Here is a 14,793-nt window from a genome sequence, read left to right as displayed (position 1 = left end):
ACAATTCTGCCGCCAAAGAGAGCGCAACCCATGACCATCGAATGGTGGCTGACCTATCTGCTGACCACCACAATTTTAAGCCTGTCGCCCGGTTCCGGCGCAATCAACACCATGAGTACCGGCATCAGCCACGGCTATCGCGGCACGGTGGCCTCTATTTCCGGTTTGCAGGTCGGCCTGGCGTTGCACATCGTGCTGGTGGGTATCGGTCTGGGGGCGCTGTTTTCCCAGTCGCTGCTGGCGTTTGAAATCCTGAAATGGGCCGGTGCCGCCTATCTGGTGTGGCTCGGCATTCAGCAGTGGCGGTCCGCGGGCGGCATCGATCTTGATGCGGTGGCTAAAGCGATGCCACGCCGTCGCCTGTTCAAACGCGCGGTGCTGGTCAACCTGACCAACCCGAAAAGCATCGTTTTTCTTGCCGCGCTGTTTCCGCAGTTTATCCAGCCACACCAGCCGCTGCTGATGCAGTATCTGGTGCTGGGCGTCACCACCGTGGTGGTCGATATTATCGTGATGATTGGCTACGCCACGTTAGCGACGCGCATTGCAGGCTGGATCAAAGGGCCGAAGCAGATGAAGCTGATGAACCGTATTTTTGGCGGGCTGTTTATGGCGGTGGGTGCGCTGCTGGCCAGCGCCAGAAAAATCGCTTAATCCCTGACGCGCCGACGCACTCAGGTCGGCGCGAAAGATTATCCCTTCTTCCCCTTCTTCGCTACGGCGCTGTCAGTGGCACCGCACGCAGTACCATCATGCCCGGTTTTGAACGCATATATTCCCTGAATGGCGTATCGACAACTTTGCGATTGGCGGCCAGGGAGGAGGCGTTCCTGAACCACAACTGACCATCATGCCGGACAGCAATCCCCACATGGGAGACATCCAGCCCCTGCTGGGTGGCGTAAACGCCTACATAATCGCCGGTTTGGATCTGCTCCAGCACCTGAGGTGTGATTGCCTGGGCCGGGATGTAGGTAATGTGGCGTGATATCACACCCAGGCCCGGCACCCGTTCTGTTCCGTTGGCCTGACGATTGAGTTGCTTCACTACCGTCACCGCCTGTGGGCTGAGGGTGCGGGTGATGTCATTGGCATTGCGCGGACGGTCAGCGAACCAGTCGGAGAAAAAGTGGCGTCGCTTCAGATAGCTGACCTCAACGTCAACGTAGCGGGTTCGAATCAGGTTAGCCTCAAAGCTGGCCCGATCGTGGCTGCGGCTCAGCGCCTGCACGTAATCCAGCAGCGTGAAACAATCGACACCGTTGAAATTGATCACCAGCACTTCAGGGGTATCAGGCGAACCTGTCAGCGTATTCGCTTGATAGGGTGTCCCGAGAAAAGCAGCAGAAATCTGGCTAATCCTTTCACCCTGCTGCTGGTCTGACGTCGGAAGCCCCTGCGCCAGGATCATCGACACTTTATCCGCTTTCGCCGATTCAGGGGCTCGGTAATCGGCAGCATCGTGCGAGGCGCAGGCGCTGAGACAAGCCGTCACTAATAGCAATAACGCGGTGTTGACTCTCATCATCCTCTCCATGAAAAAACAGTCCGCAGACCTGACCTTACCGGAGGTGATGGTTTCATTGATTAACCAATAGTGACTATTTATCTGCGGTTACAACAGCGCGCCATCGGCAGACGCCGAGCGTAACAGCCGTCACTCAGATGAAATATCGGGGAGAGGAGAAGTGAAGTGTATGCCGGATGCGCCACGCGCGCTCCGGCATAACCTGGCGGGATTAACGAGAGATGATCAGATGAATACCAAAGCCGGCAAACAGCACGCCTGCCATGCCATCCACCCACTTGGCTAACCGCTGATACTTATTGCGCATCCACGGCATCGCGAAAATGGCAGCCACCAGCGCGAACCAGGCAAAGGTTTCGCCGACAATCAGTAAAAACAGCCCCCAGCGCTCCGCTGCACCGACGTCGTCACCGACAAACAGGGAAAATACGCTGCCGAAGTAGATGATCGCTTTCGGATTCGACAGATTGGTCAGCAGCCCTTTGATAAAGCTCATGCCGCGTTTCGGCAGCTCAACCACCGGCTCATCCTGCTGCGGCTGTTTGTGACGCTGACGCGCTGAGCACATCAGCTGCCAGCCCATCCACAGCAGATAAAGGCCGCCGCCGACCATAATGATCTGATGCAGCCAGGCCATTTTCTCCAGAATCAGATGCAGGCCCATCAGCGCCACACCGGCCCAGACCACAATCCCGAGCGTAATGCCCAGCACGCCCATCATCGCCTCTTTGCGCGATCGGCTGGCGGCAGTCTGAGACACGAAAAAGAAATCGGGGCCGGGGCTCATCAGAGCCACCAGATGAACCAGCGCCACGGTAGCGAATAACATCAGCATATGCAGTGTCCTTTACTCTTCATCATCAAGGTGCTCTTTGATCATCACCAGGAAAGGTTTGCCAAAGCGCTCCAGTTTACGGTGGCCGACGCCATTGACGCTGAGCATCTCTGAGGCGCTGACCGGCATCTGCTCGGCCATTTCGATCAGCGTGGCGTCATTGAACACCACGTATGGCGGAATATTCTCTTCATCAGCAATCGCTTTGCGCAGCTTACGCAGCTTGGCAAACAGTTTGCGATCGTAGTTACCGCCGTGAAACTTCGCCGGACTGTTGCTTTTCGGCCTGGCGGTAATCAACCGCGGAACCGCCAGCATCAGCGGCACTTCACCACGCAGCACCGGCCGTGCCGCTTCGGTCAGCTGCAGCGCCGAGTGCATGGCGATGTTTTGCGTGACCAGCCCCAGATGAATCAGCTGGCGTAACACGCTGACCCAGTGCTCATGGCTCTGATCTTTGCCCAGCCCGTAAATCGGCAGTTTGTCGTGCCCGAGCTCGCGGATTCGCTGGTTATTGGCTCCACGCAGCACTTCGACAATATATCCCATGCCGAAACGCTGGCCGACGCGATAGATACCGGAGAGCGCTTTTTGCGCCTCAACCAGACCGTCGTAGCGCTTGGGCGGATCGAGACAGATATCGCAGTTGCCGCACGGCTGCTGCCGGCCTTCACCGAAGTAGTTGAGTAGCACCAGACGGCGACAGGTCTGCGCTTCCGCGAAGGCCCCCATCGCGTTGAGCTTATGACGCTCAATATCCTGCAGCGGACCCGGCGCTTTTTCTTCGAGACATTTGCGCAGCCACGCCATATCCGCCGGATCGTAGAGCATCATCGCCTCAGCCGGCAGGCCATCACGCCCTGCTCGTCCGGTTTCCTGATAGTAGGATTCGATGTTGCGCGGAATATCGAAATGTACCACAAAGCGAACGTTGGGCTTGTTGATGCCCATCCCGAATGCCACCGTGGCGACCACGATTTGCAGATCGTCGCGCTGAAACGCTTCCTGCACCCGGGCGCGCTGCTCGCTGTCGATTCCGGCATGGTAGGCACCCACGCTCAATCCACGGCTTTGCAGGCGTGCGGCGGTGTCTTCGACCTTCGCCCGGCTGTTGCAGTAAATGATGCCGCACTTACCGCGCTGATCCTGCACGTAACGCAGCAACTGCTCGGTAGGTTTGAATTTCTCGACCAGCGTATAGCGAATATTGGGGCGGTCAAAACTGCTGATCTGAATCAGCGGGTCCTGCATATGCAACAGGTTAACGATATCGTTGCGGGTGGTTTCATCGGCGGTAGCGGTCAGCGCCATCACCGGCAGCTCCGGGAAGCGCTGACGCATCCGTCCCAGCGCACCATACTCCGGACGGAAATCGTGGCCCCACTGAGAAATACAGTGCGCTTCGTCCACCGCCAGCATGGCGGGCTGCCAGTGCGCCAGATTTTCGAGGAAGTTATCCATCATCAGGCGTTCTGGCGCGATATAGAGCAGCTTAACCCGACCGGTACGGCAATCCGCCATCACCGTCTGCTGCTGCTCACGCGTCATGGTCGAATTGAGGTAGGCCGCCGCCACGCCGTTGGCCAGCAGTTGATCCACCTGATCTTTCATCAGCGAGATCAGCGGCGAAACCACCAGCGTCAGCCCGTCGCGTACCAGCGCCGGGATCTGATAGCACAGTGATTTACCGCCGCCGGTCGGCATCACCACCAGACAGTCGCGCCCGCTCAGCGCCTGGTTAATGATTGTCTGTTGACCGGGACGAAACTGCTGGTAGCCGAAGGTATCCTGCAATACCTGCTGCGCCAGCGCTTCCTGATTAAGGACTGCCGAGGTTGCCACGCTATTCCTGTCTTTCGTTAGGGATTAGAACAAGTCGTTAAGCGTTACGCCGACACCCAGACGGGTCTGACGATGGTCGTAATCGATCAGCGATTCGCCATAGCCGCTAAATACCTGCGTATAGAAGCGAACGTGCTCCGAGATCGGATAGCTCCAGCCAAACGTCGCGCCGCCATAACCGCTGTTCCAGTTATAGTTGCCTTCTACACTGAAGATACTATCGCCGAGCATGTAACCCAATTTGGCGCGGTAGTAACCCATATATTTGGTGATATCGGGATTATCATCGCTGCTATCCCCTTCCGGAATGCGGTACCAGGGTTTGATCTCCGCCATGAAGTTGCCGTTCTGCGCCATCAGACGCGTATAGACGCGGTTCCAGCTACGTGAAGTGGGGTCGCTACGGCCATTAGATTCATGGTTGAGACCCACCTCAACATCACGCAGGGTCCAGCCCGCGAACGAGTAATCGGTCGCCCAGCCCAGGAAAATCTGCGGCTCATAGTTGGTTTCACGAAACGGGGATGACTCACCGCGATTCGACAACTGCCACCAGGAACGCTGCGTATAAGAGGCCGCCAGCACCGAATTATCACCCAGGATACCGCGCCACAGCGGGAACGCCAGGCTGAGCTGGAATTTTACCTCATCCTTACGGGCATTTTCAGCCCAGTTATAGGAGGAGATCGCCTCTTTATTGAGATCGCTGGTATAGGTATAGAGAAGATAGTTGTTCTCATAAGGATAGAGAACAAACGGGTTGTCATGCTTCTCCAGCAGGTTAGCGATAATGCTGCCACGCACCTGCGGCGCGTCATGAACATCTTTAACCTGAGCTTCGTCCGCCTGCGCCAGTGCAGGAAGTAATACCATAGCCGCCAGCAAGGCGCGATGCTTACGCATAAAATTCTCCGGTGAGCGCTGCGTAGTAAAAAGTACCGAAAGGGTGTGTTAAAAAGCAGGCCATTCTACACACAAATGGCAATGATGATGAGAGCTGATTTCTTAAACTGGAAACCCCCTCGCGAGCGGCATAGAATACACAGCTCATTAACATTACGCGCCCCTCTGGCCCGAATTTTTCAGGACACCGCATCATGTCATCACTCGTGCTGACGCAGCAGGAAGCTCGCCAACTGGTTGGCGAAATTTTCGTGTATCACATGCCGTTTAATCAGGCGTTAGGCCTGGAACTGACGCGGCTGGAGGCTGACTATGCCGAAATCAGTTTTGCCAACAAAACCATGCTGGTCGGCAACACCGCACAGCAGATTTTGCACGGCGGGGTGATCGCCTCGGTGCTGGACGTCGCGGCGGGTATGGTGTGCGTCAGCAATGCGCTCACCCGCCAGCAGAGCATCAGCGAAGAGGAGTTACGTCAGCGTCTCTCCCGCATGGGCACCATCGACATGCGCGTTGATTATTTACGGCCGGGACGCGGTGAACGTTTTACCGCCACCAGCAGCCTGCTGCGCGCCGGCAACAAAGTCGCGGTGGCCCGCGTCGAATTACACAACCAGCAGGGCGATTATATCGCCACAGCAACCGCCACTTATCTGATCGGCTAATTTTGCCTGACAACGGAACTGACATGGATACGCAACAAACTCGCCAGGGCGTCGGCTTTGCACTGGGTGCTTACTTTATCTGGGGTATCGCCCCGGCTTATTTCAAACTGGTGAAAGCCGTTCCGGCAACCGAGATCATGACGCACCGGGTTATCTGGTCAGCCCTGTTTATGCTGATCCTGATCTCCCTGACCCGCAGCTGGCCTGGCGTACGCAGCGTGCTGCGCCAGCCGAAAAAAGTGCTGTTGCTGGCGATCACCGCGCTCACTATCGGCGGTAACTGGCTGCTGTTTATCTGGGCAGTCAATAACCAGCATATGCTGGAAGCCAGCCTCGGCTACTTTATTAACCCGCTGATTAACGTGGTGTTCGGCATGCTGTTTTTGCGCGAGCGTTTTCGCCGCTTACAGTGGCTGGCGGTGTTGCTGGCTACCGTCGGCGTGCTGGTGCAGCTCTGGCAGTTCGGTTCGCTGCCGATTATCGCGCTGGGTCTGGCGCTAAGCTTTGCCTTTTATGGCCTGCTGCGTAAAAAGATTCAGGTGGATGCGCAGAGCGGGATGCTGATTGAGACCCTGTGGCTGTTTCCGCTGGCGGCCATCTACCTGTTTGGCTTTGCCGACAGCGCCACCAGCCACTTATCCGCCAATCCGCTGAGCCTGAACCTGAAGCTGGTGGCGGCCGGTATCGTTACCACCATTCCGCTGATGCTGTTCGCCGCTGCCTGTAGCCGCCTGCGTCTCTCCACCGTCGGTTTCTTTCAGTACCTGGGCCCGACGCTGATGTTCGTGCTGGCGGTGGTGTTCTACGGCGAGACTATCACGCCAGACAAAATGGTGACCTTTGGCTTTATCTGGCTGGCGCTGCTGGTGTTCGTCTGTGATGCGGTGGCATTTTCATTCCGTGGCCGGCCGCGCATAGCGTGAGATAAAGCGCGCCATCGCCGGGCCGGTCAACAGGATGGTGAACAGCCGCAGCGTCTGTAATGCCATCACAAATGCCATGTTGACCTGGGTGCCGGCAGCAATAATCGCCACCGTGTCCAGCCCGCCGGGACTGGTGGCGAGATAGGCCGTCATCAGATCGATATGCAGTACCCGCGTCAGCATCCACGCCAGCCCACCACAGAGCAGCATCAATCCAAAGATTGACGCCAGCATCTGCGGCAGCGTACGTAATGCCAGCAAAAAGACCGGTCGGGTGAAGCGCAGCCCGACGCTCCAGCCGATCAGCGCGTACGCCAGCGCCAGCAGCCATTCCGGCACCTGCAAAACCGCTATTTCACTGCTGTGCAATGCCGCACCGGCCAGCGCCGGCAGCAATAAGGCACCGGAAGGAATACGCAGCCGGGTGCCGAGCCATGCCCCTATCAGCATGACCGCTAGCGTCACCGCAAAACCGCGATTCAGCGGCGGGAACCAAATCGTCGAAATGCTGTGGGCTGCATCGCCCAGCCCGATTCGCGCCACCATTGCGGCCGCCGTCGCGACAAACAGCACCCGCAGATACTGCATAAACGCCACCAGCCGCACGTCAGCACCAAAATCACCGGCCATCGCCACCATCGCTGAGGCACCGCCCGGTGACGATCCCCATGCGCCGGTCGGGCCGGGCAGATGACTGAAGCGAACCAGCAGAAAACCCGACAGCCCGCTGGCGGCCAGCGTCAGCAGCAACACCGCCAGCACCACCGGCCAGTCCTGAATCAGCGGCGTCAGAATCGAAGGCGAAAGGCTCTGCGCAATCATGCAGCCCAGGATCGCCTGAGCCAGCAGAAACAGCCGTTTATCAATTCGCAGCGTGGCGCCGGACAGCCCCATCACCACTCCGACAATCATCGGCCCCAGCAACAGCGCGGCGGGCAGGTGAAAAAATTGCAGCACGCCGCCCAATAGCACCGAGCTTAATAACAGCAGTGTCCATTGTGCGCGCAACGAGAGAGCGTCCATAAGAAGTTAATAATTTGTAAAAAGAGGGGAGTAGATTACGCAGAAATGCAGACCGGGACCAGCAAAACGGGCCGTATCAGACGACCCGTTGCACGCTTTATAACCAGTTTTTACGTTTGAAGTAGAGGTAGGGTGCCAGACCCGCCAGAATCATCAGGCCGATGGCGGCCGGATAACCAAAGCTCCACTTCAGTTCGGGCATAAACTCAAAGTTCATGCCGTAGCTGGAGGCAACCAGCGTTGGCGGCAGGAACACCACCGATACCACCGAGAAGATCTTGATGATGCGGTTCTGTTCGATGTTGATAAAGCCCATCGCCGCCTGCATCAGGAAGTTTACCTTCTGGAACAGCGACTCGTTGTGCGGCAGCAACGATTCGATATCGCGCAGGATTTCACGCGCCTGTTCCAGCTGATTGCCCGGCAAACGCGCTTTACGCACCAGGAAGTTGAGCGCGCGCTGGGTATCCATCAGGCACAGGCGCACCTTCCAGCCGATATCTTCCAGTTCGGCTAAGCGGGACAGCGCCAGATCGTACTCTTCGCCCTGCTGACCTTCCATGATCACCCGGCTGAGTTTTTCCAGCGCGCTATAGATGTTTTCAATCTCATCCGCCAGCTGTTCGATTTTGGTTTCAAACAGGTCGAGCAGCAGTTCGAACGCATTGCCGTCAATCAGGGTCTGGTTGCGGGCACGCATACGATAGAGCCGAAACGCCGGCAGTTCGCGTTCACGCAGCGTGTAAAGGCGGCCTTCACGAATGGTGAACGCCACGGTGGAGTTACCGGCGTGATCTTCCGCATCTTCATAAAAGAAGAAGGAGTGGATATGCAGGCCATCTTCATCTTCGAAGAAACGTGCTGAGGCCTCGATATCTTCCAGCTCAGGTCGGGTTGCCAGGCTCTGACCCAGCTCCGATTGCACCCGTTCACGCTCACCCTCTTCCGGTTCGATCAGATCGACCCAGACGGAGGTGGTCAGTTTGTCGTTTTCGTCTTCCAGCTCCAGACGCGTCAGGCGGCTGTGATCCAGTTTAAATGCGCTCAGCATAGCAATACTCCCCATTGCAGACTAAATGGGACAAGGCCGTTCGCCGTTCCGCAAAGCGGAACGGGCAACCTGAACACGGAAACAGAGTTTCAAGGGTAAATCAGTGCTGACTCGTGCGACGGGATTAGTAAAGGGAGGTCGCTGATAACCGCTAAGGCTACCCGCGTAGAGAGGTAGCCTTAGATGTTATTCCTGTTATCCAGGTTAGTGAGCCAGCATCGACTGGGCGTGTCCAAGGCATTGTCCTCTCATGATAATAGTGGGCGCATGTTACGCTGAGACGAAAAAGTCGTCAACCGCAGCTAAAGGGTTTCCAGTTTGGCGTAAGCCGCCACTAACCACTTGATTCCCTGCCCCTGAAAGGCCACCTGCAGGCGGCTGTGCTCACCGCTGCCTTCCAGATTAATGATGGTGCCTTCACCAAATTTTGCGTGGTGAACCCGCTGGCCGAGCGCGAATCCGCTGTCGTTTTTGCTCACCGGCGCGCCCATCCGCTGGTGGTTCACCGGCCGGCTGACGCTGGCGCGTAAGCGCACCTCTTCGATGCACTCTTCCGGCAGTTCGCCGATAAAACGGGAAGGCCGGTGATACACTTCCTTACCATAGAGTCGGCGGGTTTCGGCATAGGTCAGCGTCAGCTTGATCATCGCACGGGTGACGCCAACGTAAGCCAGACGACGCTCCTCTTCCAGCCGGCCGCCTTCATCCAGCGACATCTGGCTTGGGAACATCCCCTCTTCCATCCCGACGATAAACACCTGGCTGAACTCCAGCCCTTTTGCCGAGTGCAGCGTCATCAGCTGCACCGCATCCTGCCATTTGTCCGCCTGGCCTTCGCCCGCTTCCAGCGCCGCGTGCGATAAAAAGGCCTGCAGCGGCATTAAATCTTCATCTTCATCCTGATAGCTGAACTGGCGCGTGGCGGTCACCAGTTCCTCAAGGTTTTCGATACGAGCCTGGCCTTTTTCGCCTTTCTCCTGCTCGTACATCAGCCACAGGCCGGAATCTTTGATCACCCGATCGGTCTGGACGTGCAGCGGCAACTCTGCTGTTTCGGTAGCCAGCGAATCAACCAGTTCACAGAAGCGTTGCAGCGCCGAGGCAGCCCGACCAGCCAGCGCCCGGGTCTGCAGCAGTTCACGCGTCGCCTGCCACAACGTCATCTGCCGTTCACGCGCGGTCTGACGCACCACGTCGAGGGTACGATCGCCGACGCCACGCGTCGGGGTATTCACCACGCGCTCAAATGCCGCGTCATCATTGCGGTTGGCCATCAGACGCAGATAAGAGAGCGCATCTTTGATCTCCTGACGTTCGAAGAAGCGCATACCGCCATAAATCCGGTACGGCATACTGCTTTGCAGCAGCGCCTCTTCCAGCACGCGCGACTGGGCGTTGCTGCGATAGAGAATGGCGCAATCGTTCAGCGCATTGCCGTTTTCCATCCACGTCTTGATGCGGTTTACCACAAAGCGCGCTTCGTCCAGTTCGTTAAAGGCGCAATAGATGGAGATAGGCTCGCCGTCGCTGCCGTCGGTCCACAGCTCTTTGCCCAGACGTCCGTTGTTGTTGGCGATCAGGGCGTTGGCAGACTTCAGAATGTTATTGGTGGAGCGATAGTTTTGCTCCAGGCGGATGGTTTCCGCGCCGGGAAAGTCCTGCAGGAAGCGCTGAATATTCTCAACCTGCGCGCCGCGCCAGCCATAGATAGACTGATCGTCATCACCGACGATGATCACCCGGCTGCTGTCACCCGCCAGCATACGGATCCACGCATACTGAATGTTGTTGGTATCCTGGAACTCGTCCACCAGCACATTGGTGAACCGTTCGCGATAGTGATTAAGAATGTGCGGCTTGTTGAGCCACAGCTCATGCGCGCGCAGCAGCAGTTCAGCAAAATCGACTAAACCGGCGCGGTCACAGGCTTCCTGATAAGCCTGATAGATGCGCAGCCAGGTCTGTTCGACCGGGTTACCGTAGCTTTCGATATGCTTTGGCCGCAGGCCTTCATCTTTTTTGCCGTTGATGTACCACATGCCCTGACGTGCCGGCCACTGCTTCTCATCCAGGTTCATCGATTTGATCAGGCGCTTGAGCAGGCGCAGCTGATCTTCGCTGTCGAGGATCTGAAAATCCTGCGGCAGGTTAGCGTCCAGATGGTGCGCACGCAGCAAGCGGTGCGCCAGGCCGTGGAAGGTGCCGATCCACATCCCGCCCTGACTGGTACCGATCAGTTGCTCAATACGGTGACGCATCTCGGCCGCCGCTTTGTTGGTAAAGGTCACCGCCATGATCGAGTAAGGTGAGCAGTTCTCGACCGACAGCAGCCAGGCGATGCGATGCACCAGTACCCGCGTTTTGCCGCTGCCCGCGCCTGCCAGCACCAGCAGGTTACTGCGCGGTGCCGCAACGGCCTCGCGCTGTTTGTCATTCAAACCGTCGAGCAGTTCAGAAACGTCCATAAGCCCCGTTTACCAAAGAAGAGAAGCGTCGTCGTCCGGTCTGGTCCGCCTGATGGCAGGCCGCGCGTTGCGGCAGCCGATTGATGCAGCCGGCGGGTTTAAACCCGGCGACCGTCACAAGCGCAGCGCGAAAACTGGGAAGACGACTGGATAAATTTACAGCCATTATAGCAGTGAGGTGAGGGATGCCAACTGCGAAATTTCGACGTGCGGCAGCAGGCGCGCATCCGCGATCTGCATCAGGTTACCCTGGCGCAGGTTAATCCAGCAGGCCTGCATCCCACAACGCAGCGAGCCCACCACATCGGTAGTGAGATCGTCGCCGACGTGCAGAATGTGTTGTGGCGCAATGTTCAGCCGCTGCGCCGCCCGCTGATACATATCCTGCCACGGCTTGGCGCGCCCATCCGGTCCGGCCCGCAGCGTGAACTGAAAGTAATCAGCCAGCCCCATTTTTTCCGGGCAGGCATTACCGTTGGTGACCGCCACCAGCGGCACTTTTTCCGCCAGTTTTTTCAGCGTCTGATGGGTCTCATCCGGCATCTCAACCTGGCTACGCCATTGATGAAACACCGCCATCACCTGCTCTGCACCCGCCGTCGCTTCAGCAGCCGACAAGCCAATATTCAGCATCGCCAGCTCAACAGAACGCCGACGCCATTCCGACACGTCGTGATAGATCTCCGGCTCACGCTGTAACAGCTCATCACGCAGCGCCTGATAGGCCTGCGGCGTAAAATCGCGCAGCGCCGGATGAAAGGCCTGCAACGCCGCATGTGACTCAGCGGTGGTCCGGCGGATCACCGGATAGTTATCATACAGCGTGTCATCAAGGTCGAAGGTGATCGCTTTGATGGCAGCCAGCGGACGATAAAACTTCATTCGTTCTTTCCTCGTTTGGCCCTGGGATGCGCAGCATCATAGACCGAAGCCAGATGCTGGAAGTCGAGATGGGTATAAATCTGGGTGGTCGAGAGGTTAGCGTGGCCCAGCAGCTCCTGCACGGCGCGCAGATCGCCGCTCGACTCCAGCAAATGAGTCGCAAAGGAGTGACGCAGTTTATGCGGATGAATATGGCTGGTGACGCCCTGCTTAATACCCCATTCGGCGAAGCGCTTTTGCACGTTGCGCGTCGATATCCGGTTGCCGCGCGTAGAGAGGAACAACGCGTCATCTTCAGCGTTAAAGGCCGCTCGCAGCGGTAACCAGTGCTGGACCCAGCTGACAGCGGTGCGGCCAATCGGCACACGACGCTCTTTGCTGCCCTTACCCACCACCCACACTTCGCCGGAGTCGAGATCGACGTGGCGACAATCCAGATTCACCAGTTCAGAGAGACGCAGCCCGCCGCCGTACATCACTTCCAGCATGGTGCGGTCGCGCACCGCCAGCGGGTCGCTGGGATCGATCTCCAGCAGTTGGTTGACGTCATCCACATCAATATTTTTTGGCAGATGGCGCGCCTTACGCGGCGTCATCACCCCTTTAGCCGGGTTGGCGCTGAGTAAACCCTGGCTGACCTGCCAGTCGAGAAAACTGCGCAGCGCGGAAAGGCGTAACGCGAGGCTGCTGGCGGCCAGGCCGGCGCGACGACTGCGCGCGGCCATGCTGCGCACCTGCGCCGGCTCCAGCTGCGCCCAGCTACTGAGCTTCATCTCATCGGCAATCGCCACCAGCGCCGCCAGCTGGCGGGCATAGCTGCTCTGGGTCAGCGGACTGAGCTGGCGCTCCACTTTCAGGTAGCGCAGAAATCCGTCGACGGCCTCCTGCAGCGCGCTGTTCATGCGCGTTCAACCCAGCGGGCCAGCAAATCAGGCATCATCTGTGACAGGTGCTGCAACAGCAGCGTTCCCATGCCGGATTGATAATGCTGGCTGTCGCGGCTGCTGAAGATCAGCACGCCCAGATCGCCCGCTTCGCCCATCAGGGACATTGCAACCGAACCGATTGCTTTGGCCTGCGGCAACAGCAGCAGTAATTCCGGGCCATTGATATTACCCAGATAGTGATGCTGATTACCGAAGCGCTGAATCCGCAGCGGCTCAAACGCCTGACGTGACAGGCTAAGCTGGAAGAAATCAGAGGGCGCGCCGAGCTGCCATTTATCACTGAACAGGCGCACGTTAGCACCGGCCAGGCCGAGTTCACGCGCCCAGCGATGCAGACGATTAAGCATCTCCTGCAGCGAATCGGCCGCCGCCAGATGGCTTTGCAGCGCCAGCAAGCGATCAAACAGCTCGTGATTGGCGGTCGCCTGCTCCATCAGCAGGGTGATCTCTTCTTCCAGCTGCTGAATGTGGTTACGCTGCCGCGCCATGTGCCACTCAACCAGTGACACGCTGCCGCGCACCGGATGCGGCACCGCCATCTGTTCAATCTGGCGGGCGTTGCGGATGAAGAAATCGGGATTTTGCCGCAGATAATCGCTGACGGCCTGATCGTCCAGCAGAACGGTAGTGTCGGTCTGCTCTTCGATATTTTTCATAGATGAATAAACCCATCGTAGACGTGTGTGGCAGGTCCGGTCATATAGAGCGGCTGACCCGCCCCTTTCCAGGCGATATGCAGCGTTCCACCGGGCAGATCGACGCGCACTTTAGGCGCCAGAATACCCTGCTGAATGCCGCACGCAACGGCAGCACAGGCACCGCTGCCGCACGCCTGCGTTTCCCCTGCGCCGCGTTCATACACGCGCAGACGAATATGTTCCGGACTGATGATTTCCATAAAGCCGACGTTAACGCGATCCGGGAAGCGTTCATGGCTTTCCAGAATCGGGCCCAGCAGTTCAACCTGCGCGGTTTTCACGCTTTCGACCTGAATCACGCAGTGAGGATTGCCCATTGAAACCGCGCCCAGCATCACCGTCTGTTCGGCAACGCGCAGCAGATAGAGATTTTCAGCTTTATTGGCGCGAAACGGCACCTGCTGCGGCTCGAAATTGGGCTCGCCCATGTTGACGCGAACCTGATCGTCCGGCGTAACGCTCAGCACCATCCGGCCGTTTTGGGTACTGACGCGGATGTCGCTTTTGTTAGTCAGCCCTTTCAGCTGAACGAAGCGGGCAAAACAGCGCGCGCCGTTGCCACACTGGGCGACTTCACTGCCATCGGCGTTGAAAATGCGATAGTGGAAATCGAGATCGGGATCGTAAGGCGGCTCAACAATCAGCAGTTGATCAAAACCGATCCCCAGATGGCGATCGGCCAGCCGGCGGATCAGTTCCGGCGAGAAAAAGACGTTTTGCGTCACCGCATCGACCACCATAAAGTCGTTGCCGAGACCGTGCATTTTGGAGAACTGCATTTTTTGCTCCGCCGGATAAGCCATGATATTAGTTCGCTTGCGCGCTCGAATCGCCGGTCACCAGACCGTTCACATCCGCTTTAGATGCATCGGCTTTCTGGCGTTCAGTCGGCGCTTGCTGTTTCTTCGGCTGGTCCTTCGGCGGGAAGTAGAGCGGCCCTTTCAGACCACAACCGGCAAGGCTGGTCACGGCCAGCGCCATCGCCAACAGGCTTATCACTTTCTTCATTCTTTATGCTCTTCATGTCCTTT

At 57.7% G+C, this 14,793-nt stretch carries 16 protein-coding genes; 3 read left to right on the top strand and 13 right to left on the bottom strand.

Features of this window, described 5'->3' with window-relative positions; genetic code table 11:
- The first annotated feature begins 30 nt into the window (after positions 1 to 30).
- Positions 31 to 654 carry a homoserine/homoserine lactone efflux protein gene (gene rhtB, locus ACX3P5_RS19665; RefSeq protein ID WP_094120799.1) on the top strand — a complete coding sequence of 208 codons (624 nt, stop codon included), beginning with the start codon at positions 31 to 33 and terminating at the stop codon, positions 652 to 654.
- Positions 655 to 715: 61 nt separating this feature from the next.
- On the opposite strand, the gene ACX3P5_RS19660 is transcribed toward rhtB, so the two are convergent.
- The 4 genes from ACX3P5_RS19660 to pldA all read right to left on the bottom strand — a co-directional run bounded on the left by ACX3P5_RS19660 (position 716) and on the right by pldA (position 5,108).
- Positions 716 to 1,525 carry a DUF1460 domain-containing protein gene (locus tag ACX3P5_RS19660; RefSeq protein WP_458969201.1) on the bottom strand — a complete coding sequence of 270 codons (810 nt, stop codon included), beginning with the start codon at positions 1,523 to 1,525 and terminating at the stop codon, positions 716 to 718.
- Positions 1,526 to 1,739: 214 nt separating this feature from the next.
- On the bottom strand, positions 1,740 to 2,363 hold the full coding sequence (rhtC, locus tag ACX3P5_RS19655) for a threonine export protein RhtC (protein ID WP_458969155.1): 624 nt from the start codon (positions 2,361 to 2,363) through the stop codon (positions 1,740 to 1,742).
- Positions 2,364 to 2,375: 12 nt separating this feature from the next.
- Complete coding sequence (gene recQ / locus ACX3P5_RS19650) at positions 2,376 to 4,205, bottom strand: ATP-dependent DNA helicase RecQ (protein ID WP_233985643.1); 1,830 nt, start codon at positions 4,203 to 4,205, stop codon at positions 2,376 to 2,378.
- A gap of 24 nt (positions 4,206 to 4,229) precedes the next feature.
- Complete coding sequence (pldA, locus tag ACX3P5_RS19645; protein WP_233985644.1) at positions 4,230 to 5,108, bottom strand: phospholipase A; 879 nt, start codon at positions 5,106 to 5,108, stop codon at positions 4,230 to 4,232.
- A gap of 194 nt (positions 5,109 to 5,302) precedes the next feature.
- Between pldA and ACX3P5_RS19640 the strand changes: the two genes are divergently transcribed.
- Positions 5,303 to 5,773: a thioesterase family protein gene (locus ACX3P5_RS19640; protein ID WP_233985645.1), complete on the top strand. Its 471-nt coding sequence runs from the start codon at positions 5,303 to 5,305 to the stop codon at positions 5,771 to 5,773.
- A gap of 23 nt (positions 5,774 to 5,796) precedes the next feature.
- Positions 5,797 to 6,696, top strand: a complete 900-nt coding sequence (gene rarD, locus ACX3P5_RS19635; protein WP_233985646.1) for an EamA family transporter RarD — start codon at positions 5,797 to 5,799, stop codon at positions 6,694 to 6,696.
- Here rarD and ACX3P5_RS19630 read toward each other — a convergent pair.
- The 9 genes from ACX3P5_RS19630 to lptM all read right to left on the bottom strand — a co-directional run bounded on the left by ACX3P5_RS19630 (position 6,667) and on the right by lptM (position 14,770).
- Complete coding sequence (locus tag ACX3P5_RS19630) at positions 6,667 to 7,719, bottom strand: AbrB family transcriptional regulator (RefSeq protein ID WP_233985648.1); 1,053 nt, start codon at positions 7,717 to 7,719, stop codon at positions 6,667 to 6,669. The two genes, rarD and ACX3P5_RS19630, sit on opposite strands and share 30 nt — an antisense overlap.
- A gap of 97 nt (positions 7,720 to 7,816) precedes the next feature.
- Positions 7,817 to 8,770 (bottom strand): magnesium/cobalt transporter CorA, encoded by a 954-nt coding sequence (gene corA, locus ACX3P5_RS19625; protein ID WP_233985649.1) that lies wholly within the window; start codon positions 8,768 to 8,770, stop codon positions 7,817 to 7,819.
- 179 nt (positions 8,771 to 8,949) lie between these two features.
- On the bottom strand, positions 8,950 to 9,006 hold the full coding sequence (gene ysgD, locus ACX3P5_RS19620; protein ID WP_353846917.1) for a YsgD/CorL family protein: 57 nt from the start codon (positions 9,004 to 9,006) through the stop codon (positions 8,950 to 8,952).
- Positions 9,007 to 9,072: 66 nt separating this feature from the next.
- Positions 9,073 to 11,235: a DNA helicase II gene (gene uvrD, locus ACX3P5_RS19615; RefSeq protein ID WP_233985650.1), complete on the bottom strand. Its 2,163-nt coding sequence runs from the start codon at positions 11,233 to 11,235 to the stop codon at positions 9,073 to 9,075.
- Positions 11,236 to 11,400: 165 nt separating this feature from the next.
- The gene (gene yigB / locus ACX3P5_RS19610) at positions 11,401 to 12,117 is read right to left on the bottom strand and encodes a 5-amino-6-(5-phospho-D-ribitylamino)uracil phosphatase YigB (protein ID WP_458969154.1); all 717 of its coding nucleotides are present in this window, start codon (positions 12,115 to 12,117) and stop codon (positions 11,401 to 11,403) included.
- Positions 12,114 to 13,019: a tyrosine recombinase XerC gene (gene xerC / locus ACX3P5_RS19605; RefSeq protein WP_233985652.1), complete on the bottom strand. Its 906-nt coding sequence runs from the start codon at positions 13,017 to 13,019 to the stop codon at positions 12,114 to 12,116. Before xerC ends, yigB begins: the two co-directional genes overlap by 4 nt.
- Positions 13,016 to 13,720, bottom strand: coding sequence for a DUF484 domain-containing protein (locus tag ACX3P5_RS19600; RefSeq protein ID WP_233985653.1), 705 nt, complete (start codon positions 13,718 to 13,720; stop codon positions 13,016 to 13,018). The genes xerC and ACX3P5_RS19600 overlap by 4 nt, the downstream gene beginning before the upstream one ends.
- A complete protein-coding gene (dapF, locus tag ACX3P5_RS19595) occupies positions 13,717 to 14,541 on the bottom strand; it encodes a diaminopimelate epimerase (protein ID WP_233985654.1) in 825 nt (274 codons plus the stop codon). The genes ACX3P5_RS19600 and dapF overlap by 4 nt, the downstream gene beginning before the upstream one ends.
- A gap of 28 nt (positions 14,542 to 14,569) precedes the next feature.
- Positions 14,570 to 14,770, bottom strand: a complete 201-nt coding sequence (gene lptM, locus ACX3P5_RS19590; protein ID WP_031375042.1) for an LPS translocon maturation chaperone LptM — start codon at positions 14,768 to 14,770, stop codon at positions 14,570 to 14,572.
- Between the last annotated feature and the right edge of the window lie 23 nt (positions 14,771 to 14,793).

The organism is Pantoea sp. S-LA4 (genome assembly GCF_054482835.1).
The sequence above is the reverse complement of the archived record's forward strand: the minus strand, read 5'-3'. Positions and strand labels throughout refer to the sequence as shown.

What these genes read in the sequence shown, in the direction of transcription:
- rhtB (WP_094120799.1), top strand. Translation starts at nt 31, where the DNA reads ATGACCATCGAATGGTGGCTGACCTATCTGCTGACCACCACAATTTTA.
- ACX3P5_RS19660 (WP_458969201.1), bottom strand. Translation starts at nt 1,525, where the DNA reads ATGAGAGTCAACACCGCGTTATTGCTATTAGTGACGGCTTGTCTCAGC.
- rhtC (WP_458969155.1), bottom strand. Translation starts at nt 2,363, where the DNA reads ATGCTGATGTTATTCGCTACCGTGGCGCTGGTTCATCTGGTGGCTCTG.
- pldA (WP_233985644.1), bottom strand. Translation starts at nt 5,108, where the DNA reads ATGCGTAAGCATCGCGCCTTGCTGGCGGCTATGGTATTACTTCCTGCA.
- ACX3P5_RS19640 (WP_233985645.1), top strand. Translation starts at nt 5,303, where the DNA reads ATGTCATCACTCGTGCTGACGCAGCAGGAAGCTCGCCAACTGGTTGGC.
- rarD (WP_233985646.1), top strand. Translation starts at nt 5,797, where the DNA reads ATGGATACGCAACAAACTCGCCAGGGCGTCGGCTTTGCACTGGGTGCT.
- ACX3P5_RS19630 (WP_233985648.1), bottom strand. Translation starts at nt 7,719, where the DNA reads ATGGACGCTCTCTCGTTGCGCGCACAATGGACACTGCTGTTATTAAGC.
- corA (WP_233985649.1), bottom strand. Translation starts at nt 8,770, where the DNA reads ATGCTGAGCGCATTTAAACTGGATCACAGCCGCCTGACGCGTCTGGAG.
- uvrD (WP_233985650.1), bottom strand. Translation starts at nt 11,235, where the DNA reads ATGGACGTTTCTGAACTGCTCGACGGTTTGAATGACAAACAGCGCGAG.
- yigB (WP_458969154.1), bottom strand. Translation starts at nt 12,117, where the DNA reads ATGAAGTTTTATCGTCCGCTGGCTGCCATCAAAGCGATCACCTTCGAC.
- xerC (WP_233985652.1), bottom strand. Translation starts at nt 13,019, where the DNA reads ATGAACAGCGCGCTGCAGGAGGCCGTCGACGGATTTCTGCGCTACCTG.
- ACX3P5_RS19600 (WP_233985653.1), bottom strand. Translation starts at nt 13,720, where the DNA reads ATGAAAAATATCGAAGAGCAGACCGACACTACCGTTCTGCTGGACGAT.
- dapF (WP_233985654.1), bottom strand. Translation starts at nt 14,541, where the DNA reads ATGCAGTTCTCCAAAATGCACGGTCTCGGCAACGACTTTATGGTGGTC.
- lptM (WP_031375042.1), bottom strand. Translation starts at nt 14,770, where the DNA reads ATGAAGAAAGTGATAAGCCTGTTGGCGATGGCGCTGGCCGTGACCAGC.